We start from the raw sequence: 25,525 nt of genomic DNA on the forward strand, positions 1-25,525 counted from the left end.
AAACTTTTACCGTTAGAACGAAAACCGCGCTCCCACTCGAATCGTATTCTGTCTTAAGTTCTTGCTATACGTATGATCATACCCTGCATCGATAGCGAGCCATGAGGTCACCTCAACTGAGCTAACAACCCCCAAGCTATTTAAACCATGTTCATAGGTATCTGTATAACTGTAAAACGGTTGTAGCGACCAACGTTCGTTAATAGAAATCACAGCGCCAGCTTCACCAATAAAACCCTCATCGTAATTTTTATTGGTCTCGCGATCACACGGATCCCAAATGGTGTCATTACGGCACGAAGAGCGTCTTTCCGGTCTTACCCAATTCACACCACCAGAGGCATACAATTCAACTTGTTGGCTGACTGAGTGGTAAAGACCTAAGTGAATAGATAGGTCAGACAATGTCGTTGAAGAGCGTGTCGTCGCGGACGAATCAAAACCTAAGAAAAAAGCATCGTTTAATGCATAGTTTCCACCGAAATAACCACCGTAAAGTTGCTTACTTCCTGAATTGTTGTAGGCTCCGCCAAAGTAATCTTGGAAACCGTCATCACTGACTCTCGTATTCTGATAGCCCGTATAGAGATAATTAGAGCCTTTTGACGCTAAGCAGGAGAAGCTCGTTAAGCTCAAAACAATGGCGGTAACAATAAGGGGACGCATGTTGGTAACTCTGTTATTAACGTGGGATATGGGAAGTGTAACTTAATCACAATTGAACGATGTTTTATTTTTGTTTCAAAGCTTTTCTAACCATCACCTTTCACCTATGAAAAAGCCCTGCACAATACGCAAGGCTTTCTATTAAATCTGACTCAGATTAGCTGCGGCAGCTATTTTTCTTCGAAGCGCTTCGCCAATTGATAGAATTCATTCACTTGCTCTTTGAGCTCCTTCGAATGATCTTTGACTGAATGTGTCGCCACTAGATTTTGCTCAGCGGTTGACGCGATAGACTGCATATGAAGGTTTACATCACTCGATAACTGACGTTGCTTATGCGCAGAACTTTCAACCGACTGCATTAACTCGTTCATCGATTGCATTAAGGTTTCAACTTCAGACAATCGTTCAGCACTCACTTTTGCCACATCACCACAAGCGTCCGTTTGCTCTCTGTTAGCCAAAATATCTTTCTGCCAACCTTCAATCGTCGTCAGCATAGTATCAATGCTCTCTTTGATTTGAACCGTCGCCTTAGATGTGCGACCGGATAACGCACGCACTTCATCAGCAACCACCGCAAAGCCACGTCCTTGCTCACCCGCTCTCGCCGCTTCAATCGCTGCGTTCAAGGCTAAAAGGTTTGTTTGCTCGGCAATGCCACCGATCTCTTCCATTATCTTGCTGACACTTTGCGCTTGGTCGCTCAGTTGGTAAGTCGTGTGCGTTGCTTTCTCGGCCTGTGAAGCCAAGCTTTCGAGGTTGCGATGTGTTTGGTTAATACTCTCTTTCGCGCCCGCACAAGTTTGCAGGGTAACATCGACAATTTGATGGGCTTCTTCAGTACGAGATGACACTTCATTCGCTGTCACCTCCACTTCTTCCGTTGCTTCACGGACTTGAAGTATGTCCTTCGTCTGTTGATCTAAGGCATCTGAAACTTGGTAAGACGTCGCGTTAAGATTGTCGGCTAAATCTTGTAACGGCTTGGCTGAATCAGTCATACGGCCTAACACTGTTTTGATTCGCGCAGACAACAGCTTTAAATGGAAATCGGCGATAGAGAACTTACTATTCCCTGAGTAGACAAGACGACTCACACTGTCGAATTTCGACTGCAATTTTTTAAGCTGCAAAGGCGTATCAATAAGCTCTTGTCTGAATAAGAGTGCCAATGCAGAAACTGGAAGCAAGCTCAGAAGCCATTGCGACACTTGCCCTACTTCGACTAGGTTTGAAACCAGAGGCGCGGCCAAAGAACCCAACAACACGGCATAGCGAACACTGTCACTGATCTGTAGCGACCATTGACGCCCCGACTTTTCAGCCTTCAATAAGCCTTGGTAAGCTTTATCTGCGATCTGCACCCATTCATTTTTGGGTTTAACACGAACAGACTGATAGCCACTCACCTTACCATTATCGTAAATTGGCGTGACATAGGCGTCGACCCAATAAAAGCCACCGGACTTCGTTTTGTTTTTTACAATTCCACGCCACGCTTTACCTTGCTTGAGGTTAACCCACATATCCGCAAACGCGGCTTTGGGCATATCAGAATGCCTGACAATATTGTGGTGTTGCCCTTGCAACTCTTGCTGGCTGTATTCTGCAATACGGCAAAAAGCATCATTACTGTAAGTAATCACGCCTTTGAGATCGGTGGTTGATACAAGCTGTTCGCTTTCGTTTAAAAGCGTTTCACGTGTTAGAGAAGCTGAGCTGACGTTCATTTTATTAACTTTTGTATTTATACGTTATAGCAGGCGAATATATACAATAATTTAAATTATGACAAAATATGAACGTCACAATTTTTGTAAATGACTGCTTTTTATACAAATATGAGCGGGTACGTCACAGAGATAACAAAACACCAGGATCATTCCAAGTTAACAGCAGTACTGAATTTTACTGTTCGCATCGAAATTGAAGTGTGGAACTTACGAATGTTTAAGTCTTTACGAAGCACTCGCTCAACAAAGTTTTCATACGCTTGGATGTCTTTAACCGTAACAATCAGCATGAAGTCATAGCTGCCTGAGATTTGGTAACACTGAGTCACCTCTGGAGCTTTGACAATAGATCCGCGGAATATCTGATAAATGTCCGCCCGATCACGCTCCATCTCCACAGACACCAGTAAAGTCATCTTGTTACCGGTCAGTTCGGGGTTAATGATGGATACGTCACCGACAATCACCCCCTCTTCCCTCAGGCGTTTCACTCGCTTTAAACAAGCTGGAGGCGACAACCCGACAAGCTCAGCCAGTGTCAGATTGGGAATTCGATTATTCTTTTGAAGCTCCACGAGAATACTTCTATCAATGCGGTCAATTTCCATAATTTCTTACAAAGCCAATTTATGAGTTAATAATTTCCAATATTACAACAAATAAAAAATCTTAACTGACTATGAAACACTATTTTGAAATTATCATTACAACAATCACGGTAAGATCTTCTCATACCCCATAATCGAACCATGGTCGTAACAATGAAATCAACCTATCAATTTTTTAAAGAACTCTTCAAAGAGATTTTTGATGTCACCTCGACACTTTTCCGAATCATGATACCAATCATCATCGTGATAAAAGTCATCGAAGAGCTTGGAGGTATCGTTATTCTTAGCGAATGGTTGAGCCCGATAATGGAAAGCGTCGGGTTACCGAAAGAGATGGGGTTGGTATGGGCAACCACCATACTCACCAACATCTATGCCGGGATAATTATTTTAATCAATTCCGATGTTCCTCTCACTATCGCTCAAGCCTCCGTGCTAGGCAGCATGATGTTGCTCGCCCATTCACTGCCAATTGAAGGCGCTATCGCAAAAAAGGCAGGCGTAAGCTGGTTGGCGACCTTGTCAGTGAGAGTGGGAGGAAGTTTAGTCTTAGCATGGTTGCTGAATGTCACTTATCAATTTGGAGACTTACTCAACTACCCAGCAACCGTGCTTTGGCAGCCAGAATCGTCAGAAAACACAAGCTATATAAGTTGGGGAATTGATCAGCTCATGAACTTCGCCGTTATCTTCATGGTGATCTCTACGCTATTGCTCTTATTGAAGGTATTAAAGCTGTTAGGCATTGAAAAGTTAATGGCTATTTTATTACGCCCTTTCTTACGTTTATTGGGTATCAGCAAAGACGCGACTAATTTGACCATCATTGGTATCACGCTTGGGCTTTCATTCGGTGGTGGGTTATTGATCAATGAAGCGAAACGAGGACATATCTCTGCTAGAGATGTATTCACCGCAATCATGCTGCTCAACCTTCTCCACAGCCTGATTGAAGACACATTACTGATCCTATTAGTTGGTGCGGACTTCTACACGATATTTTGGGGAAGACTCGTGTTCTCTGTATTAGTTGTCGCTTTGATATCAAACGCCATCAAACGCTTTAATCCAAGTACTTGTGAGCGTTATTTTTATCGCGATGTGTCTCAGTCATAGCACGTCAGCATTGTTTGCCGCTGAACGTTAGACCGGTCCATCGCTAAAAGTAAGAATAGTCTGTTACTGAAAGAGCCCAAACACGGGCTCTTTTGCCATCTGAATAACCCCTCTTCATTGAACTATTGTGAAATCAGTTCTCTTGAAGCACTTTAAATCATGCTTAATAGCCTAATTATTGATATTTCGAGTGAAAATAATTTGAGGATGGATATTTACTAAACACTCAATTATTACATGCATTTTTTTAACACCGACAATAAAATATTTGTTTGATTAATTATAACGTCACACCTTGCATAAAGCGCTCTGAAGCAGAATAACCACTTACCTAGCCATGTTATTAAATATTAAAAATATCAGCTATTAATGCGCCCAACCTTACTAAATAACTGACAATAAAATAAATAACCCTCCTTATTTGATATTAACTCTTAATGTTGAAACCTGAACGAATAATGATTTGTAATAATTATTCATTTGATTGACTAATTTTATAAATATATTTTGTTACATAATCATAACTGATGGCTTGATATAAAAATGTCACACAAAACAATGGCTTCAATGGTTCTAATTTTTTCCTCACTGTCACAGGCTTCCACCATTGAGAATGATGAACTGTTACTCAACTCATTGATTGAAAGAGGCGTTATTTGTCCGGGCTTAACCTACGAGGACAATCAAGAAGCTTTGCGTCTCTATCTCAACGCGAAACAAGTAAAGAGCATTCCGTTTGATTCAAAAAAAAGACAAGAAACAGAAAATACAAATGAGATAGCGAATACAAGCAAGTTAGTTAATACAAACAAATCAACTAATAAACGTCAGATATCTAAAACACCAAAAGAGTGTATTAAACCGAACTCGGACAACCGTTCAGAATAAGGAAAGTTGATTCTGACATCGACATGGAAATACAAAAAAGGAAATGTAATGAAGATAATGAGAAAAACATTGTTGGCCTCAGCAATGCTTACTCTATTTAGCGTCAGTAGTTATGCTAAAACACCGATTGATTTAGGTGTTGTTAATGAAGACAAACTGATTGAAATGCTAGTAAGACAAGGCTTAGTCGAGCAAGATGCAACTGATGTGGCAAAACAGGATGCACTTGACCGTTACTTGAAAAATAAGATTAATTCCGGCTTTAAAGGCGATGCTCAATTCGGTAAAAAAGCGTTAGAACAACGAGCAAAAATACTCAAAGCCATCGAAAAAGGGTCTGGCGTTAAAAAAGCGAGTGTCTTTGCTTTGGAAGTCAGCACCAAGCGTACCGATAAAGTACTCGCTCTATTGGTCGATTTCCCTGATTTGAACTGGGATGACAACAAGCTGACCGAAGAGCACACGCAAATGCTCTACGAGAGCTACAACCCTGAACATTATCAAGAGTTGCTGTTTTCAAACTCTGGCTACACAGGGCCAAACGGCGAAAACCTAATCTCGATGCGTCAGTATTATCAAAGCGAATCAGGGGATAGTTACAGCGTTGCAGGTCAAGCTGCTGGTTGGTATCGCGCCTCTAAACCTGCGTCATTCTATGGTGGTAACTCCCCGACGACCGACAACGATCTCAACGCACAAGAACTGGTTCGCGAAGCGCTGAATCAATTGGCTCAAGATCCTAGTATCAACCTAGCCGATTACGACATCGAAGATCGTTACGATTACGACGGTGACGGGAACTTCCGTGAACCGGATGGTGTAATTGATCACCTAATGGTGTTCCACGCATCTGTTGGCGAAGAAGCAGGTGGTGGCGTATTAGGCCCAGATGCTATCTGGTCTCACCGATTCAACCTTGGTCGCACACATGTGCTTGAAGGTACCTCTAGCTCTCTTCCTGACCGCTTTGGTGGACAATACGCGGCATTCGATTACACCATTCAACCTATTGATGCCGCAGCTGGGGTATGTGCTCACGAGTATGGCCACGATTTAGGTCTGCCAGACGAATACGACACACAATACACAGGTAAAGGTGAGCCTGTTTCTTATTGGTCGATCATGTCTTCAGGTAGCTGGGCTGGTCAAATTGGTGGCACACAACCAACGGCATTCAGCTCTTGGGCAAAACACTTCCTACAAAAATCGATTGGCGGTCGTTGGATTAACGATGATCAAATCTCGATTAATGACCTAGAAGACAACCCACAAGTTTACACGCTGTTCCAAACGACGGATAACAGCCGTCCGAACATGATTAAAGTGGATCTTCCAGAAAAACAGATCGAAGGTTTAAAACCATTTGCTGGTGAGTATTCATTCCACTCCCAAAAAGGCGATGACCTGAAAAACAGTATGACACGCAAGTTGGTGATTCCAGCGGGTGATTCTGCACTGCTTTCGTTCAAAACTTGGTACCAGATTGAGAAAGACTACGACTTTGCGCGCGTACTCGTGAATGGACAAGCTATTGCAGGCAACATCACCTCAATGGATGACCCATACAATACTGGCCTCGTTCCTGCTATTGGCGGCGAATCTGACGGGTGGATTGACGCCGAGTTTGACGTTTCACAATGGGTAGGCCAAGAAATAGAGCTTTCGTTTGAGTACATCACCGATGGTGGCTTGGCGATGGAAGGCTTCTATCTAGATAATCTCAGTGTGATCGTTGATGGTGAAGCAACCTCAATAGACGATGGTGAAAGCAACTCCACCTTCGCCCTAAATGGCTACAAGCTGAGTAATGGATTCCACCAAGCGCAACACTACTACCTGCTGCAATGGCGTAGCCACATGGACGTTGATGAAGGTCTAGCCAACATCAAACGCATGGGTCAACTGATCTCATTCGATCCGGGTTTAATCATTTGGTACGTAGATGAGTCGCTGACTGATAACTGGGTAGGCAAACACCCAGGTGAAGGTTGGTTAGGTGTGGTCGATGCCGACCAGAATGCCATGACCTGGGAAAAATCCGGTGAAGTCGCTCAAACTCGTTACCAAGTTCGTGATGCTGCGTTTTCACTCAAAGATCATACTCCAATGCGTCTTGTAAACAGCGACAATGATGTACTTGAAGATACTAGTTTGCTTGGCAATGCTAGTTTCTCTGACGACCAAGATTACACGTCTCCACAGGCGCCTGATTCAGGACGTATCCTAACGGAGTTTGGCTTAGCCGTTGATATTTTGAATCAGAGTAACGACAACGAATACGGTGTGGTGCGCTTATCTAAAGTAAGCCAACATAACGTCGCCCCTACTGCGAGCTTCGAGCTCAATGTTACTGACCTGAACGTTTCTTCACGTAACTTCAGCTCAGATCAAGACGGCGAGATCACCAGTTATCTATGGGACTTTGGCAACGGCACAACAAGCAACGAAGTGGCACCAACTTGGTCTTACGAGCAAGCTGGTGAATACACGGTGAGCTTGACTGTTGTTGACGACAAAGGCACTACCGATTCATTTAGCTCCGTAGTGAGTGTTGAATCTCCAAACGCTCTTCCAGAAGCGAGTGCTAAGTACATCCACTTAGGTCGTTGGGTAACCATGTGGTCAACAAGTTCAGACAGTGATGGTCGTATTGTTGATACCGAGTGGACACTTCCAAACGGTAAGGTGAAACGAGGTCGTACATTCACTTCAATCTTCCCTTCATACGGAAAGCACGAAGTGACACTGAAGATAATCGATGATCAAGGCGGGATTACGACCAAGACAATTTTGGTCGACCTGTAAATCATCCTAGGTCTAAGGTCTAAAACAATAGACCAAAGACCATTGCTCATAAACATAGACCATCAAAATAAGTACGCGGCGTTATCACGCGTACTTACAAGCAAGCTTAAGCACTGTTGTCATCAGATTTCACCCCACGACAGCAGTTTTAAGAAAACGTTATTATTTAAGCCGTAAGCAAAAGCCCTACCGATTTGGTAGGGCTTTTTATTTGTCGCAATTCGAGATACTAAGGTTCTAATCACAGTAACGAACTACTGAACCACCATTCCACCAACCATTACACCGGTTGCTTTTGAATGCGTGACTTACGAGCACTGAATGCAAACAATAAAATAACCGCCAAAACAAACGGTAGAACATAAACATTGAGATTTTGCCAACCCACTGTTGATTCCAACCAACCAGACAGTAGCGCCGTGACGGTCACACAACCAAACACAACAAATTCATTAAACGCTTGTGCCTTGGCTTTATTTTGTGATTGATAAGACTGGCTAAACAAGCCTGTTGCAGCGATGAACATAAAATTCCAACCCACACCAAGCACAACCAAAGCGGCTCTGAAGTGCCAAATTGATACCCCATGGATATTGATGGCAATACTCACAACAAATAACACACCACCCGCAAGGATCATCATTCTTGAGCCGAACTTCTCGATGAGAGAACCCGTAAAGAATGCAGGCACAAACATGCCCAAGACGTGCCACTCAATGACACCAGCAGCCTTAGTAAAATCGAATCCGCAGCCAATCATCGCCAGTGGCGTTGCAGTCATCAAAATGTTCATCACAGCGTAAGCAACCATGGCTGCAAACACCGCACCAATAAAGTTCGGCGCTTTAACTATCACACTTAAAGGATCGGCTTTGGGTGCCTGACTATTAAGAGAGACCTTAGGGAATTGAATTGTTTGTAACAACGCTAAAGCTAATATGTTTAGGCCGATCAGCGAAGCAAAAGCACCGATGTACAAACCATCTGCTGACCATTGTTGAGACATGATCGCTAAGTTAGGCCCGAGTACCGCCGCCAATACTCCACCAGCCATAGAGATAGAGATCGCACGGTGTCGCGCATTTTCATCACACACTTCGATAGCAGCGAAACGATAAAGTGTACCAAAACCGATACCTATCCCAAGCAAAAATGTGGCGAAGCAAAACAGATAGAAATGTTGCTGAGATAACGCGTAAGTTGCGAGACTCGCTCCGGTAATGCCAACCACATTACCGATACTAAACCCTCGTTTTCGCCCTAATTTACCTGAAATTAGAGACGCAGGAATGGTGGCTGCCATTAAGCCCAAAAACTGTAAGGCGACTGGCAAAGTAATCATACTGACACTGGGTGCAATCTGTTTGCCTATCAAGCCAATCACCGAGATCAGTAATATATTCCCTGTCATCAATAAGGCCTGACACAGTGAGAGCAGCCAAACATTTCTATTCATCTTCTTTCCTAAATATGAGCACAGTTGATCACTAGACCAAAAATCCAACAAAGTCGCAACACTTTGTTACGTGTGATTAATTCAAGTGAATGACCACTCTCTTAATACCTCGAACAATATTCCACCAAAGGTGCTCTGATCTTCGCTGATTTACGCTATAGAGTTGAAATTATCATTACTTAAGATAATAATAATTTTTTGTTATTTATAAGCCTTGTTATCCATAGGCTTTAGCATTTAGAGGTGAGTATGATCAATCCACTTTGGCTCAATACATTTAAGACTCTGGTTGAAGTCGGACATTTCACCCAAACGGCTGAAAAGTTGTACATGACACAACCTGGAGTCAGCCAGCATATCAAGAAGCTTGAACAAGCTTGTCATTGTGACTTGCTCTCTCGGGAAAATAAGAGCTTCGAGCTGACTGAACAGGGGCGGATTATGTATCGCTATGCGCTCAAGCTAGAGAAAGACCAAGAAGATCTCTTTGAATCGCTCAGCTTTGATAATCCCTATTCAGGCCAGTGCCACCTATCGTGTTCAGGTTCACTCTCATTACGCTTATACCCCAAGCTTCTTGAGCTTCAGCAGCAACACCAAGAGCTCAGCATTAACTTAGAAGCAGCTCCAAATAAAAAGATATTGAATGACCTAATCGAAGGGACTACCGATATCGGCATTGTTAGGCATTCCCCGAACGACAGCTACTACCAAAGCCAAGTCATCGGCAAAGAAGCATTGTGTCTTATCGTCCACCACAGCCTTGCTGATTTAGAAATCACACCGCAAGTATTGAATGACATTGGGCTGATTGCGCACCCAGATTCTGCACACTATCTGTCTTTGTATTTCGACCTGTGTGGAGATAAAGACTTAGCGAACATCAATGTTAATGAGATACCAAGGTCTGGCTACATCAATCAGCTTCACCAAATCTTGCTGCCAGTTTCAAAAGGGTTAGGTTTTACTGTATTACCGGCTGGCGCGGTTGAGCACTTCCCTGAAAGAGACAAGCTACACGTTGTGCCGCCAAAGGTAGAAGTTGAGGAAACGCTGTATTTGGTTCAGAAGCGAAACCGAAAACTGCCGCACAGATACAACACAGTTATCGAGCTAATCAAACAAAACGTCAGCAATTAGTTCGGTACAAATAGACTTAAAACCTTTAGCGACAAGAGCTAAAGGTTTTAATGTTGGAGTAAATATGTAAAAGACAGCTACTCAGAAGCGCCAAGCCCCTCTTTAGCTCCTTCAAAGTCGTAGTTATCTAACGCACTTCGAACATCTTTAAGAACAACAGAATGCGGGTACTGTGCCAGTAACTCAGTCACATATTGAGTTGCATCGTTATCATAAGCCTCGAGCAGTGATAACAATTTAGTACGCTGCTCTTGCGTGATAAGAGGTGAATCCAATGCTTCATCACTACTTAGCTCGGTTTCTTGAGTACACGCCGCATCAGCTTCTTCAGCGCAAGGCATATCAAAGCTGCTCTCGAGCTCTTTAATCAGCTCAATTAGCTCAAATTCACCTTGTTTAAGATCCTGCTCATTACACGCCTTGTTATGGGCTTTGTTTTCTAAATCAATGAGTAGTTCAGCTAATTTCAACCCACCAATTGAAGCCGCCATACTTTTTAGGGTATGTAAATTCCGCTCTAACGCCACCCATTCACCTTGTACTAAGCTCTCGAGCGTTTCCAACATAATGCCAGGCGCACCTTGGCAGAACCTATCGAGCATCTTGGCCTGCAGTTTCACATCATTATAGGTCAGTTGCTCAAATCTAGGCTGCGAGAAAACGGGCAGAACCGTTGGAGCATCCGAGATTAGTTTTGAACTGTTGGGGTCACTGGCCTGTATTGTGTTCGAAGACGACTCCGGTGACGTTTGCCCTTCAATCAACACTTCTGGCACTATGTACTTACAGATCAACGAAGTCGCCTTATCAATAATAATCGGCTTATCTAAGAAATCGGTTACACCCGCTTCCCTTGCTCGTTGTTTCGCATCGGAAAACACATTGGCCGACATCGCAATAATAGGAACGTCTTGATCAAACTCACGAATCAACTGAGTCGCTTCAAATCCATCCATAATTGGCATTTGAAGATCCATAAAGATCATCTCGTAATCATTATTTTGAGCTAACGCGAGCGCTTCTATTCCGTTCTCAGCAAGGTCGGCATCCAGATTAGAGCGACTGAAGAATGCCAAGGCAAGATCTTGGTTTAACTCATTATCTTCAACCAACAACACTTTTTGGCCTTTGAACTCTATTTGGTAATCCAATTGCAGTTCTTGAGACTTGAAGTGCGATAATTCCTCTTCGTTTGATCTAGGTAAAGTGAGTGGAAAGGAGAACTCACTCCCTTTACCCAGCACACTAGCCACTGATATTTCACTTCCCATTGCATGAACCAGTTTTTGGCTGATATTCAGACCTAAACCAGTACCACCAAATCTTCGTGTCGTGGTGCTATCCGCTTGACTAAATGCTTGGAACAGCTTGTGTCGATTCTCTTCTGATATGCCGATTCCTGTGTCAGACACACGGATCTTCATACTTACACTGTTATCATCAGATTCAACGAGAGTAACGGTTAATGCCACATGTCCATGTTCAGTGAATTTAATGGCATTACCAATAAGGTTGAGAATGACTTGAAACAACCTTAACGGATCGCCCCTCATCGGACTATCTAACTCAGGGTCAACAGACATCGATAAGTCGAGTTGTTTTTCAGACGCTTTGGATTCCATCAGCTCGATGACATCATTAAAGGTCGCCATAGGGCTAAATGGAATGTTATCAATGAAAAGCTGCCCCGCTTCTATCTTCGAAAAATCAAGAATGTCGTTAATAATGCTTAAGAGTGAGTGACCAGAACGGTGAACCTTCTCAATATAATTACGAGCTACTGGGTTTGAGATTTCTCCAATCGCGAGATAAGACAGACCAATAATGGCATTCATTGGCGTTCTGATTTCGTGACTCATATTCGCTAAGAATTCAGACTTCGCTTGGCTTGCAAGATCCGCTCTCTCTTTCTCTTCTTCCAACTGTTCGTTCAGGCGCTTCATCTCAGAGATGTCGAATGCCCAGAACAGCGTGGCTACTTCACCATCTAACTCAAACAAATAGTAACTGACTAATGCAACAAAGCGGGTTCCATCAGACTTCCTAAGTACCAACTCTCGGTTTTCAACCTTGCCATTGAGGCCAAGCTCATTATGGATTTCATCACGAACATCTAAAGAGTCGTGAATAGAAACCACGTCGATAGAGGACAGTTCTCGGTCTTCAACTCCGAATAAGCGCTTCGCTGTGTCGTTGGCATAACGAACCCTCTCTTCAAATACGACAGCAGCAGCAATTGGGGAGCTATTGAGCATGTTATAAAGCTGCTCCTGAGCTTTCTTAAGCGCGTCTGTGGCATCATTGGCGATGCTAATCTGCTTAGCGAGTTTTCGATTCCAGAAAACAATAAGTAACACAATGATCAAAGAAAAAGCGGAGATGGTGTAAACCAATTCATAATCGACTCTCTCTATCGCTTTTGGCGCTGCCCACTTCGCTGATATCTGTTGATGCTCTTCTGCAGAAATACCCTCAATCGCCTTATTCACAATGGAAAAAAGCAAAGGTTGAGATTTGAGAACATGTAAGGTCGGTGAGAGGAAGAAATCAAGTCGACCAATAATCCCGACCCCTCGATGACCAAATGAATCAATAAGATAGTTGAGGACATCAACGGTATCGATCATGCCGTCTAAGGTATTATCATCAAGTCTATTAAGACCTTCTGCCGTTGAATCGACATACACCCATTCAACGTTTGGGTATTTATCTACAATAGCGTTAGTGTTTGCCCCATACTTCGAAATACCAATTTTCCAAGCCGTTGCTTCTTCAAGCACCAAACTACTAACATCTCTTCTCGATGCGATGGCCAAGCGACTTGAAAACAAGCTTTTAGCTGCCTTGACATTTTCTCCCAAAGAGCGATTTTCTTGAGCAGCAGAGACCAGTTCTACCTCATGATGATCAACCAAACTTCTCGTCTCTGACCAACTATCAACGTCAACATGGTTAATACTTAACCCTGTTTTTTGCTCAATAAGCGTTAAATAGTCATCAATCATCCCGATATACTCTCCGGTATTTGAGACCGCCTCATAAGGGAGAGAGTTGGGGTCAATGCCTATCCTCACATCAGGGTTATCTTTGATCCATTGTCTTTCTTGTTGGCTTAAATTTAAAATCTCACCAATCAAATTGTTTGCTTGATACACATCTGCAATATAACGTTTGGCCGACTCACCAAACGAATCAAACTGTTCAACCGCAGGAAAATAAGCGTGGTTTCGTTCTAGTGATTTAGTATCAAAATAGAAAGTCATGGAACCAGAGTTGATCGTTCCTCCCTTAGTTCGATAATTTGCTATTTTTGTTACCGACGCAAAGTGAGAGGTGTTTTTTTTCTCGCCATGATCATCAACTAAGTTACCGATGTTCCAAGACTTAATAGGGCGATTACTATTATCAGCTTGAGCGGTGATCACTTGGAATGAACTGTCAGTATCAAAAACTTCAAAGATCTCTGACAATTCTTCAAAGCGGTCATTTACGATAAAATAGGCCGATATCTGAGCGATAATACTCGCTTTCTTAAGAACTTGGCTTAAATCATTCTGGACATTGGTCTCAATGATTTGACTTAAGCCGTCATCAGTTTGCTTAAGGTTTGTTATCGCTACATTGAAGCTATCCCTAAGCTCTTCACTCTTAAAATCTACGTAGATTGGATACGTGACTTTGTAGTTTTCATGCAGTTCTAGCTCTGCCATTTCAATAAAGCGGGTGTTGGTGATAAACCATTTCAATACTCGTTTCTCTACCATTAGCAGATCAACGTTTTGAGCTCTCAGCTGTGAGAATGCCGATTCAAGACTTTCATAATCTTCGATATGCTCGATGTCTAAATTACCATTCAGTACTTCAACTGAGTTTTTAATTGGTGAGCTGTCATCATACAAGAGAGCACCTAATGACAGTTCTTTCTGGGATTGGAGATTGAGTTTTCGTCGAGCGAGTGAAACCGGAACAAACTCAACATCAAGGACACTATCACTCAAGAAATGGGCATTCGGGTCGTCAAACTGAACACCTGAAACAAAAGCAATCGAGTTATTGTTATCAATGGCTTTTCTAGCTGCACTTGGAGGAAGAGTGACAACGTCACCTATCTTGTATCCCATATCGTTGAGAGCACGCTGAAGAATGTCGTGCTCTAGGCCTACTGCGGTGCTGTCTGGGTACATATACGGAGGGTTACCAAAGCCGAATACGCCCTTTAATGGCACTCGATAAGGAGAACTGTCTAACCACTTTGATAGAATCTGGTTCTTATTGCCCACATCGAAGGTTTCAATCTGCTTGTTTATTAGCGTCAGCAGCTCTGTTTCATCGGTTCGAACCACCATTGATGCTTCTAACCTTTTCCAATGCTCCAGAACATAATTGACCGCTAAATCATGAACACCAATCTTTTTTGCAAGATCCATGGTGGTAATTGGCTCACCTACAATGCCTTCAACATCGCCTTCCCCTAAAGCTCGTACCGCATCAATAACATTTTCAAAATCGACTCTCTCAACAGAGCTCAATCTCACTCCTGCGCGCTCCAAGTCAATGTTTTCATTAACCATAGCAATACGACGCTTATAATTTTGATCCAAGTTAGTATCAATCTTATTGTCGATAGGAACAATCACAGCTACCTGATAAGGAATATACGGCTCACTCGCAAGAAACCGCCCACCCTCACTGGGATCAAACTGTTGAAATGGGAAGATATCGCCTCGTCCATCTAACAAGGCTTCTTTCGCCTCAACACGTGAGCCCACGCTGATAAATCGAGCATGAACACCAAATCTATTTTCAAGATCTAATGCCCAATCTTTTATTATCCCAGACACCTTTCCGTCATCATCTATAAAGGAATAAGGGTAATGGTCTGTAAGGGCGATAAAGGTTACGGTTGGCTTGTTTTCTAACCACTGATTTAACTGAGCCTCCGTCACTTCAGCGGCATTCGTACTGCGAATGATCAACGGCCACGCTAACAACACGATCATAATAGAAACCACAAAATGATATAGCGTCAACGTTAAGCGATTACTCATCTTTAAATTGCTCTTTGATGCTTAATATTTGAGGTAGGTTTTCGAACAGTAAATCGACAATTCGAGGGTCAAAGTGTTTACCTTTTTGCTCTTCAAACAAGGCGAGTGCTTCATCGACGCTCCACGCTTTTTTATAGGGTCTTTCTGCTGTTAAGGCATCAAACACATCAGCGACCGCTGCAATACGCCCAACTAAAGGGATCTCTTCACCCGCGATCTGGTTTGGATAACCACTGCCATCCCATTTTTCATGATGATATTGTGCTACCTGAATCGCCATGCGCATCAGCTTGGAGTCACTCTGTCTTCCAAGGATCTCAACACCATACTCGACATGCTTCTGCATAATGGTCCACTCGTCGGCGTCTAATTTACCCGGCTTGAGTAACACACTATCTGGAATACCAATCTTGCCAATATCATGCATCGGAGCGGCATCACGTAAAGTTTCTGCATCTTCGTCTGTCATACCTAAAGCTTTGGCTAAGATCTCGCAATAGTGACTCATACGCATTACGTGCATACCGGTTTCATTATCTTTAAATTCAGCCGCCCTACCCAATATGTTAAGGGTCTCTAGCTTACCCAGATTGATCTCTTGAGTTTTCTCTTTCACCTGACTGAACAACGCGCGTTGCTGGTCATAAAGAGTAATGTGAGTTTTCACACGCTGCAGCGCGATTTCAGGTGTAATTGGCTTCGTCAGGTAGTCAACAGCACCTAGAGATAACCCTTTCACTTCGGCTTCTGGACCAATCTTAGCGGTAACGAATATGACGGGTATATGTGCCGTATTTGGCTGAGCTTTCAGCTGACGACATACCTCGTAACCATCTATGTCAGGCATCATGATATCGAGGAGAATAAGATCAGGCTGCGGCACCATCTTGGCAATTTTAATACCGATGGTACCGTTAATTGCGACCTTTACTTGATAGGTATCTTTGAGTATTGCTGTTAACACATCCAAGTTGCTCGGGGTGTCATCCACGACTAACACTATAGGTTTACGACTCATTGATACCTCGTATAAAAATCAAACAGTTATAATCATAGTGTAGATGGCTTTTCTTACCTCTCAACATGAAAATGACAAATGATTGTTAAAAATGGAGGGTAGATCTTCGAGTGACATCAAACTAACGCTGAGTTGATATGCATGTCAGAAACTCGTCGTACAAACTTCATACAATTCATCGAGTAACTCACCTTACTGTTAATTTTGGTCGCTAGATGGATGCCCATATCGGCATTAGAAACTAGAACAATCTATCGACTCAGGAACCTAACGACCTGAGTAATACATGCAGATTCGAACACCATCAAACTCACGAATCTCAAATGGAATCTCGTAGATCGACTCCATCACTGACTTTTCAACCACTTCAGAAACCTTACCCGACTTAACCACTTTGCCTTTCTTCATCGCGACAATGTTATCTGAATAGCAAGAAGCGAAGTTGATGTCGTGAATTACGATAACGACCGCTTTATTAAACTCATGGGCCAAACGATGCAGCGTCTGCATGATTTCCACAGAGTGTTTAATATCTAGGTTGTTCAGTGGCTCATCCAAGAACACATAGTCGGTATCTTGCGCCACAACCATCGCAATAAACGCCATTTGACGCTGACCGCCACTGAGCTCATCAAGGTATTTGTTTTGAATATCGGTAATACCAAGATGTTCTAACGCCGTATCGACGACTTTATGATCTTCGTCTTTCAAGCGACCTTGAGAGTGTGGGAAGCGGCCAAAACAGACCAATTCACGAATCGTAAATCGCATATTGATGTTATTTGACTGTCTTAGTACAGCAAGGTGCTTCGCTAGCTCTTTGGTATCCCACTCAGCCAGTAATTTATCGCCAATAACGACCTCGCCCGCATCACTTTCGGTCAAGCGACTCGCCATAGAAAGCAGCGTACTTTTACCCGCACCATTTGGGCCAATGATAGAAGTCACTTCTCCTTTCGGGAACATAGCACTGGCATCATCCACCACGAGTGACTTGCCATACTTCTTACTTAAACCTGTTAATTTAATCACTACTTACTACCTTTACTGAATTCTGGTGCGTAACAACAAGAACATAAAATACAAACCACCGACCAAGTTAATGATCACGCTCACTGTGGTTTCAAACGCCATTACTTTTTCGATGAACCATTGGCCAGAAACCAATAGCACTATCGCTAACAAGCTGCTTGCGATGATAAGCACACGATGCTGATAAGATCTGAATATCTGGCGAGCTAAACTCACGGTGATCAAGCCAAAGAACAGCACAGGGCCAACTAGAGCCGTAGATACCGCAACCATCACTGACACAATCACCAAGGTAATCTGAGTCAGTCGCTTGGTGTTCACGCCCAAGCTTGTCGCGTTATCAACACCAAGCCAAAGTACATCAAGCTTAGGAGCCAACAGCCACAGGCCAGTCAAGCTCAAACCCAATGGAATAAGGCTGAGATAAACCAGTTCTCCTTTCACGTTATTGAAGCTTGCGAACATCACATTCTGCAGCACCGCAAATTCGTTCGGATCAATCAACATCGCAAGGAAGTTCGCTAAGCTCGAGAATACGCTGCCACACACGATGCCAATCAGAAGCAATGTGAACACGTTGTTTCGCTTACTCTTAAAGTAGAAATGGAACAGAGCAAACGAGAACAAGATCATCACAGTCACAGACATCGAAAAGTTTGCGATTGAATCAATTACCCAGAAGCTGGTACTGCCAAACACAAATAGAAGTACCGTTTGAACCAGCATATACAAGCTGTCAAAGCCCAAGATGGATGGGGTTAGAATTCGATTATTAGTGATGGTTTGAAAAACCAGTGACGACGCCGAAATCGCTACCGCCGCCAATACAATCGACAGCAGTTTTGGTAGTCGCAGAGACAAAAAGAACTCGTAGTTATCCCACGTAAGGCCCTGCCCGATGAATAACGCTGTCATACCCAAAGACGCGATAGCCAGAATCGCAATTTTTACTGAATCACGCATTCGACTTGTCTCTCATGATTAGGTAGATAAAAATCAATCCACCAAAGATGCTGATTACCATAGAGATTGGAATCTCGTAAGGGAAAATGACGATTCGAGCTAACAAGTCACAAGCTAGTACCAAGATCACGCCCCAGTAGGCTGTCCAAGGCAGAATCTTCTTCATGTTATCGCCCATCATCAGTGAAACGATATTTGGCACGATAAGGCCAAGGAATGGGATGACACCGACAATCATCACCACAGAAGAAGCACAGATAGCCACAAGAGCAACACCAATGAAGACGATCTTCTGGTAATTCAAGCCGATGTTTTTCGCGAAGCTTTCACCAATGCTCGCCGCACTAAACTGGCTTGCAAAGTAGTAAGCCAACATACAAGCAGGCACTGCTAGATAAAGGATTTCATAGCTGCCCTGCAACACGCTCGCAAAGTTCGCCATCGTCCATGCAGACATGGTTTGTACCAAGTCATACTTGTAAGCAATAAATGTCGTCAGCGCCGAAACCACGTTGCCATACATGATGCCTATCAAAGGCACTAAGACTGCGTTTTTAAACTTGAGGTGCTGTAGAAAACGAACCAATAACATGGTGCCGAACACCGCAAACGCGAAGATAAAGCCTAAGTAGCTCCATTGTGCGGCGTTACCCAACACTAGAATACCGACGATATAACCCAACATCGCACAGTCAATGGTGCCCATCGTCGAAGGCGCAGCAAACTTGTTCTGTACGATCTGCTGCATGATCAAGCCAGACACACTCAACCCCGCACCAGCAAGCACAATCGCGAACAGTCGAGGAATTCGACTAACAATATAAATAGAGTTGGCGTGTTGGTTGCCATTAAAGAAGTCACTAAAACTGATTTCAGCGACCCCAATCATCAATGACGCAATGCATAACACAACAAGAAATACAGCAGCTGCAATAGGTTTCAGCATAGAAATAATACTAAGGTAGGTCTCTTGGAGTCCGTATGAAAAGTGAAAAAGGGCTTATAAGAACACTCTTATAAGCCCGAAAATCTGATCAGTGGTTACTATTGAATCGTACGTTCAATGTCACCCAGCATTCTGTGAATCGCTGTCACACCGCCACCCGCCAGATACCAAGCACTTGAATCAAGGTAAACGATGTTGCCTTGTTGCGCTGCTGGTGTTGCTGCTACTAGTGGGTTATCGAACAGTTGTGGTGCACGGCCTTCTGACTTACCAATTGCTTTCTCACGATCTAGGATGTACAGCACTTCAGGTTTTGCATCTGCAATGTATTCGAAAGAGATAAGGTTGCCGTGAGTACCTTTAATTGGCGCTACTTTCGCACTCTTAGATTCGACGTAACCGAAGTCATCAAAGATAATCGAGAAACGGCTGCCTTTGTTGAACATCGCAATGTTGTTGCCGTTATTCATTAGCATCATAGCTGAGGTTTCGTTAGCGGCTACTTTGTCATTTACCGCTGAAATCGAAGCTTGAGTCTCGTCGATGAGCGCTTCAACTTCTGCTTGCTTACCAAAGATGTCGCCTAGCGCGCGCCAGTTTTGTTGTGCATCAGCCCAATACTTGTCACCTTCAATAGAGAACATGATAGTTGGGGCGATTTGTGCCAACTTGTCGTAAACCTTAAGCATGCGGTTTTCTGCGATGATCACATCAGGCTTCAACATGTAGATAGCTTCAAAATCAGGTTCGCTCAATGAACCAGTATTCGCCGTCGTTTCTTTGTATGAGGTAAGGTAGTCAGGCATTAAGCTGTGAGGCGCGCCTACTGGTTCCACACCAATTTTATCCAGCACATCCAAGCTACCAAAGCCCAGAACCACCACACGTTGTGGCACTTCATCAAACTGCGCTGTGCCCTTTACGTGCTCAATGGTGATGGTTTCCGCTTGAGCGGTCATCATCAAAGACGATGCAAGAACGATGGCAAGTCCGCTCAACAACTGGCGAACTGAATTAATAGTTTTCTTCATGTTTCTTCCTTTGCCATTGAGTTAAACCACCACTCATGACAATAAAAGTCATACTACTCATAGATGAGCATGGGGAGTACACAACTGCTAAATAACGATAATTTAAAGTTTGCCAGTGAATTGACAACAAACTTGTAACGCAAGTGATAATTATTATTAATTATATTTGCGATAAAATTAAGGCACAACTACTTTGTTATTCAGAAACGTAAAAGTGATTATTCATATTTTGCGAGGCTTCGCTTCGAAGTATTGAGATAGTCAACGACATAGAGGGTATAGACAGAGAAAGTGAACGGTTGGACAAATAAAAATACGGCTAAGATGTCTATCGGTCTGAAGCTGAAAGAAGCGATCTATTCCTGTAAACGCAATCCTTACGTATAGTTTCCACTTGTGATTTACAATGTAAAGATATTATATAACAGTCACTTAATTTAGAAAAACAATAACAAAGACACGAAAACGTGTTGAACACATTATGAGTTCAACAAGCATCATCAATAACACGCTTATGAAAGAGTCACCACCCCACCAATACGCTCGCTAAATCCTCATCAAACGCTGATAAATCATTCAATTTTATTTTGAGATTAAATTAAAAATAGGGTTGTAATTTAAAAAACTAGGCGTATAGTTCGCCACTTGGCTCTAATTTATAGAGTTGTTAATGCTAAAGTAAGTCCAAGTTCCACATAGACAGTTCTCGATTCCCTCGTTACACCATCTCTGCGTCAGCTTTCACCTAGATAGTCATTCAATAGCTTTTAAATTCGATCCTACTACCGCTCTATTCGTCATTTGCTTTCTTTTTAGCGAATTCAAAATAGATCGCCTACTTAAATATAAATGTAATAAACACAAGGCACAGTTATGTCACGCAGAACAACACGACAAACCCATTGGTACCAACTATCACGCGAAAAAACAGTCCATAAACTAAAAGGTAATAAATGCTCAAGATTAAAATAGACTTACATAAAGAAGAAATTTCATGGGTCACCGAGATTCGACAGCTCAATAGCGATATACTCCACCGCCACATATTGCCCAAGCTACAACATCACAGTTATCTCATCGACTTTGAATTTAATGAACGAGAAAGCATCGGAACTATCGTTTCAGGCAACGGAAACACCCTAGGACATTTCACACTCCTATAGCATTTCCCAAAGGCTGAAAAAAGAAACATCACCGAGTTCCAAAGATATAAAAGATGTCACCCTCAATTCGCTCTAGCAGAACAAAATAGAGTAGAAGTAAAACAGATCAGAAACCTAGCCCTTTTTGCATTTCACACGCGGCTAACGCTAGCTAGGTTATCGTGCTTCTATTGAAACCAACTTATATCGAACTCTAATCACCAATGAGTCATTATCATTGCGTTAACGGCATCGACCTTAACTTTTGATCAAGAGTATATAAGTGTTCTGCAGCTTGCATGTGTTGAGGGTAATCACTGAATTTCTCACGATTCTCCTCATTCATCTTACATGTCTCATCCACCAGCATTAACTTCCAATACAGCTTTGTTGTATGCAGCATCGCCAGTAAAGGTTTGAACACCTCTTTCTCATAAGCTTGAATCAACTCTTCAATCAATTCGTCACGCTCGTCTTCACTTGCGATTGAACCATTGGCTGCCGACAACACCTTTTGATATTTCAGATTGAGTTGCAGCTTATCCATCACCGTTTGGTTATCTTCCGCCAGTTCGATGAGCTTTGACTTAATGATGCTCAACCAATTCGCTTGACTAAGAACCACATCATCAACACTCTCAATATCTTCACGTATTTGACGTTCTACGTCTTTTTGAGCTTTCTTTAAAACACCACGCACCTTTTGGAAAGGCAGTTGAAATTCCTTACTTAGCTCGATAATCAGTTTATGAAAACCACCATTTGGAAGGTGTAAGTTTTCTTTAAACGTAGCCATTGCAGCTTCTTGCTGATCGGTAAGGTTGGTCATTTTATTTCCTATGCTTGATAACTCACGGTGCTGAGCCCTTGATCATACCACTATTAACCGTGATTTCTCCGTAACTTCATGAGTTACACCTAGCTATGTACTCAAATTATCTCAAGGCCTTCTCATTCGGCTAGCTTTTAATCCATATGGCATTAAATGGTAAGTCTCTCTCGACGAATATTCGTACATTAGTCGCACAGGGTATACAGCCAGACAGGAGTCATGACTTACATATGAAAGATAACCGTGAGAATTGAGAGAACAACATGACCTATTCAGAATACAAAGACTCCGATTTACATAAGTGCGTGAGCATTGCAGCAGAAGCAATGATTTCAATCGCCAAGTTTACCTTTAAAGCCACAACTCTTTTATTCCGATTTTTCCGCTGGCTTGCAGTGAAGACTTATACCTATGTTATGAAGTAGTCGTTGTCATTAACACGACTCTCCCTTTCAAAACATCAAGCGCGCCCAATTAGGTCGCGCTTTTTTTATGCCCAGATTTTTATAACTCGATTTTTTAGGCCTAGCTTTTGATAACTAACCCTTTATACCGAAAGTACGTGAGCATTTTATATCACCGATGGCGTTAAATGGTAAAACTGGCCATCGAATAAAAACCATACTACACCTGTTCCAACAAAACAGACTTCTAACTTATACAGGTACTAAAATGAAAAAGATTGCACTTAAAATTGTAGGACTAACGGTTTTGGCTTCTGCGCTAACTGGTTGTATCGGCAGTAACGCCGTAACAGGGAAAGTGATGAAATTTAACGTTGAAGTTGTCGATAACCGCTATGCTCGTGCAGGTGTAAACTTCCTATTAGCGCCTGTATACGGTATTACAACCGCAGCCGACTACGTAGTATTCAACTCACTTGAATTCTGGACGGGTAAAAACCCAATCAGTGGCGCGCCGCATGTATTCGATACGAAGACAGACACGCACTTCAAAGTGAACGATGAGCTAGATCCAAGCCTTAAAGAAGCGCCTGTTGGCCCAATTTCAAACAATCGCACCATCGAGACCGGTGAGATGATTAAGATCGACGAAAACACGGTTCAAATGGACATCGTCTATACGTCTGGTGAAACGGCGACTCTGACGGGTATCAAAGACGGTCAAAACGTTAGCTATTACATGGATGGTCAGCTTGTATCGCAGACGACTATCGCTGAATTAGAGAAGATTCAAGGTACTGAGGCGTAAGGTCCATAGCTCACACAGAGTTCAAGTTCAAAGCTCATATAGGCTTCGAAACTGATAAAATAGAAGAAGCCCGGCAGTTGCCGGGCTTCTTCGCATAAGCTCTATTGGGATTGAGACTGTGCAAGCCGAATGCTCACCAAACTCGCTACCATGATAGCCAAATAAAAGCTGCCGATAATGGACTCCATAAACACGAAGAACTGAGCAATAGGCAAAGCCGGTGAAATATCACCATAGCCAACCGTGGTCAACGTGATAAAGCTAAAGTACATCGCATTAAACAAGTTCGTCAGCCAGATTTGCTCTTCCAACCCGTTAAAGGCATTAGGGAAAATTTCTAAAATTAACAAATAGATAGTCGACCAAGCAAACCCTAACAACAAGTAAATACAGATTGACCCGATGATATGATTAGGGGTTACCGTTTTTGCTTTCATCACCTGCTTTAACGCCGAGTAAATGTGCGAAAACAAGAACACAGCCAACGCCGATAGCGTCACTATCGACAGGTTATAGCCTTCCAAAAACGAAAACACGCCAGACACTGACGCCGTAATCAATAACAGTCCATACCAAGAGCGATACAAGGCTCGCTCTTTATGAATACCGACAATTGAACTCGCCAATGTAATGATGATGAGAAATAGTATCGTTTTCTGGCCTTGCGGATAAAACTGCTGCATCACCGCGCAACCAAAAAACAACACCAACAGTGCATAGAATAAGAAGTAGAAGTTATCGTCTTTAGAGACTGGCTTCATCTATTTCTCCTCGGCCTCTGCTGGCTTTTTCTCTGTTTCTTCCTGGTTTTTCTCTTCAAGCCCAAGCCATGCCATCATCAGCTCATAACTTAAACTCAGTATCACAGCACCAACGAACAGACCAACGATTCCTGACATCGCCATTCCGCCCAGCGCACCAAGCAAAATAACCAACATTGGAATATGAGAGCCACGGCTGAGTAATACAGGCTTCAAGATAGCGTCACTGCCGCTCACCAAAATACACCACACTAAGAACAAGCTCGCGGCCAACGTTGATTCAACGCTGAACATGTAAATAGTTGCAGGTAATAGAGCAAGAATCGGTGGCAGTTGGATGATTGCAATGAGCAGCACAGCCAGCGCCCAAAACGCAGCAGCAGGAACGCCAGCGATAACCAAACCAATTGCCGACATCATGGATTGAATCACAGCCACACCAATAACACCTTGCACAACACTGCGCACGGTCGATTTAGAGAGCTGTACCAACTCTTCACCTTTGCCGTCTGTTAAACGCGCCACTAAATGTGTCATACCGGTTTGGCATTTATCGGCATTACTCATGAACGCACCAGCAATGATGGTCGAGATAATAAACTGAATGAAACCACCACCCAATGAACCTAAAATCGAGGCAGCTTTGCTCGCGAATATCTTGAGCTCTTCGGCATACTTAATGAACACGCTTTCTATATTGGACGAAGCATGAACCAAGGCCGCATAAACTTTCTCGCCGATTAACGGGATATCTTGCAAAGATTCTTTCGGCTTAGGCAGGGTTAAGGTTCCATCTTGCACACCCGTCATCAGATCTGAAGCGCTGGTGTAGATACCAGAAGAGAGTGCAACCAATGGAATCAGTAGTAATAACACACCAATAAAGCTCAGTAATGCACTGGCTTTGCCTTTCGACATCCCTGTTTTATTTGAAATCGCCACTGCAACTGGGTACAACGCAGTCGCAATAATTGCACCCCACACTACCAACAGAATGAACGGGCGTAGAATTGAAAAACACCAATAGACGAGCATGGCAATGGCTGCAATTTTAATTGCGGCATCAATTGCCTGTTTTGAAAAATCATCGGTTAACTTCATGAGACGTCCTTGTAAGGGCAA

19 protein-coding genes are annotated in these 25,525 nt (G+C 43.0%); 6 read left to right on the forward strand and 13 right to left on the reverse strand.

Annotation, left to right across the window (positions count from 1 at the left end):
• Positions 1–12: 12 nt before the first annotated feature.
• From IHV80_RS23065 to IHV80_RS23075, 3 genes are all read right to left on the reverse strand, one after another.
• Entirely contained in the window at positions 13–666 is a 654-nt protein-coding gene (locus IHV80_RS23065; protein WP_192891130.1) for an outer membrane beta-barrel protein, read from the reverse strand.
• Positions 667–836: 170 nt separating this feature from the next.
• On the reverse strand, positions 837–2,399 hold the full coding sequence (locus IHV80_RS23070; RefSeq protein ID WP_192891131.1) for a methyl-accepting chemotaxis protein: 1,563 nt from the start codon (positions 2,397–2,399) through the stop codon (positions 837–839).
• A gap of 149 nt (positions 2,400–2,548) precedes the next feature.
• Positions 2,549–3,010, reverse strand: coding sequence for an Lrp/AsnC family transcriptional regulator (locus tag IHV80_RS23075; RefSeq protein ID WP_192891132.1), 462 nt, complete (start codon positions 3,008–3,010; stop codon positions 2,549–2,551).
• Between the two features lie 153 nt (positions 3,011–3,163).
• On the opposite strand from IHV80_RS23075, the gene IHV80_RS23080 reads away from it, so the two are divergent.
• The 3 genes from IHV80_RS23080 to IHV80_RS23090 all read left to right on the forward strand — a co-directional run bounded on the left by IHV80_RS23080 (position 3,164) and on the right by IHV80_RS23090 (position 7,822).
• Positions 3,164–4,129 (forward strand): hypothetical protein, encoded by a 966-nt coding sequence (locus IHV80_RS23080; protein ID WP_192891133.1) that lies wholly within the window; start codon positions 3,164–3,166, stop codon positions 4,127–4,129.
• 543 nt (positions 4,130–4,672) lie between these two features.
• Positions 4,673–5,017, forward strand: coding sequence for a hypothetical protein (locus tag IHV80_RS23085; protein ID WP_192891134.1), 345 nt, complete (start codon positions 4,673–4,675; stop codon positions 5,015–5,017).
• Positions 5,018–5,065: 48 nt separating this feature from the next.
• Positions 5,066–7,822 (forward strand): immune inhibitor A domain-containing protein, encoded by a 2,757-nt coding sequence (locus IHV80_RS23090; RefSeq protein ID WP_192891135.1) that lies wholly within the window; start codon positions 5,066–5,068, stop codon positions 7,820–7,822.
• 280 nt (positions 7,823–8,102) lie between these two features.
• Here IHV80_RS23090 and IHV80_RS23095 read toward each other — a convergent pair whose 3' ends face one another.
• Positions 8,103–9,278 carry an MFS transporter gene (locus tag IHV80_RS23095; RefSeq protein WP_192891136.1) on the reverse strand — a complete coding sequence of 392 codons (1,176 nt, stop codon included), beginning with the start codon at positions 9,276–9,278 and terminating at the stop codon, positions 8,103–8,105.
• Between the two features lie 249 nt (positions 9,279–9,527).
• Between IHV80_RS23095 and IHV80_RS23100 the strand changes: the two genes are divergently transcribed.
• Complete coding sequence (locus tag IHV80_RS23100) at positions 9,528–10,418, forward strand: LysR family transcriptional regulator (RefSeq protein ID WP_192891137.1); 891 nt, start codon at positions 9,528–9,530, stop codon at positions 10,416–10,418.
• 77 nt (positions 10,419–10,495) lie between these two features.
• On the opposite strand, the gene IHV80_RS23105 is transcribed toward IHV80_RS23100, so the two are convergent.
• The 6 genes from IHV80_RS23105 to IHV80_RS23130 form a co-directional block, all read right to left on the reverse strand.
• Positions 10,496–15,418, reverse strand: a complete 4,923-nt coding sequence (locus tag IHV80_RS23105; protein ID WP_226088561.1) for an ATP-binding protein — start codon at positions 15,416–15,418, stop codon at positions 10,496–10,498.
• A 40-nt stretch (positions 15,419–15,458) separates the two neighbouring features.
• Positions 15,459–16,484, reverse strand: a complete 1,026-nt coding sequence (locus tag IHV80_RS23110; RefSeq protein WP_192891139.1) for an HD-GYP domain-containing protein — start codon at positions 16,482–16,484, stop codon at positions 15,459–15,461.
• Positions 16,485–16,751: 267 nt separating this feature from the next.
• A complete protein-coding gene (locus tag IHV80_RS23115; protein WP_192891140.1) occupies positions 16,752–17,516 on the reverse strand; it encodes an iron ABC transporter ATP-binding protein in 765 nt (254 codons plus the stop codon).
• A gap of 12 nt (positions 17,517–17,528) precedes the next feature.
• Complete coding sequence (locus IHV80_RS23120) at positions 17,529–18,479, reverse strand: iron chelate uptake ABC transporter family permease subunit (RefSeq protein WP_192891141.1); 951 nt, start codon at positions 18,477–18,479, stop codon at positions 17,529–17,531.
• Positions 18,472–19,425 carry an ABC transporter permease gene (locus IHV80_RS23125; protein WP_192891142.1) on the reverse strand — a complete coding sequence of 318 codons (954 nt, stop codon included), beginning with the start codon at positions 19,423–19,425 and terminating at the stop codon, positions 18,472–18,474. Before IHV80_RS23125 ends, IHV80_RS23120 begins: the two co-directional genes overlap by 8 nt.
• Before the next feature lie 98 nt (positions 19,426–19,523).
• A complete protein-coding gene (locus IHV80_RS23130) occupies positions 19,524–20,456 on the reverse strand; it encodes a siderophore ABC transporter substrate-binding protein (RefSeq protein ID WP_192891143.1) in 933 nt (310 codons plus the stop codon).
• 953 nt (positions 20,457–21,409) lie between these two features.
• Between IHV80_RS23130 and IHV80_RS23135 the strand changes: the two genes are divergently transcribed.
• Positions 21,410–21,619, forward strand: a complete 210-nt coding sequence (locus IHV80_RS23135) for a hypothetical protein (RefSeq protein ID WP_004731601.1) — start codon at positions 21,410–21,412, stop codon at positions 21,617–21,619.
• A gap of 214 nt (positions 21,620–21,833) precedes the next feature.
• On the opposite strand, the gene IHV80_RS23140 is transcribed toward IHV80_RS23135, so the two are convergent.
• The gene (locus IHV80_RS23140; protein ID WP_192891144.1) at positions 21,834–22,427 is read right to left on the reverse strand and encodes a hypothetical protein; all 594 of its coding nucleotides are present in this window, start codon (positions 22,425–22,427) and stop codon (positions 21,834–21,836) included.
• Positions 22,428–23,102: 675 nt separating this feature from the next.
• Between IHV80_RS23140 and IHV80_RS23145 the strand changes: the two genes are divergently transcribed.
• Positions 23,103–23,642 carry a DUF3332 domain-containing protein gene (locus tag IHV80_RS23145; protein ID WP_086712091.1) on the forward strand — a complete coding sequence of 180 codons (540 nt, stop codon included), beginning with the start codon at positions 23,103–23,105 and terminating at the stop codon, positions 23,640–23,642.
• A gap of 101 nt (positions 23,643–23,743) precedes the next feature.
• Here the strand turns inward: IHV80_RS23145 and IHV80_RS23150 are convergent, their stop codons facing one another.
• Positions 23,744–24,403: a potassium channel family protein gene (locus IHV80_RS23150; RefSeq protein ID WP_192891145.1), complete on the reverse strand. Its 660-nt coding sequence runs from the start codon at positions 24,401–24,403 to the stop codon at positions 23,744–23,746.
• Positions 24,404–25,504 (reverse strand): AI-2E family transporter, encoded by a 1,101-nt coding sequence (locus IHV80_RS23155; protein ID WP_192891146.1) that lies wholly within the window; start codon positions 25,502–25,504, stop codon positions 24,404–24,406.
• Positions 25,505–25,525: the final 21 nt, after the last annotated feature.

The organism is Vibrio bathopelagicus, from assembly GCF_014879975.1.
Taxonomy (GTDB): Bacteria; Pseudomonadota; Gammaproteobacteria; order Enterobacterales; family Vibrionaceae; genus Vibrio; species Vibrio bathopelagicus.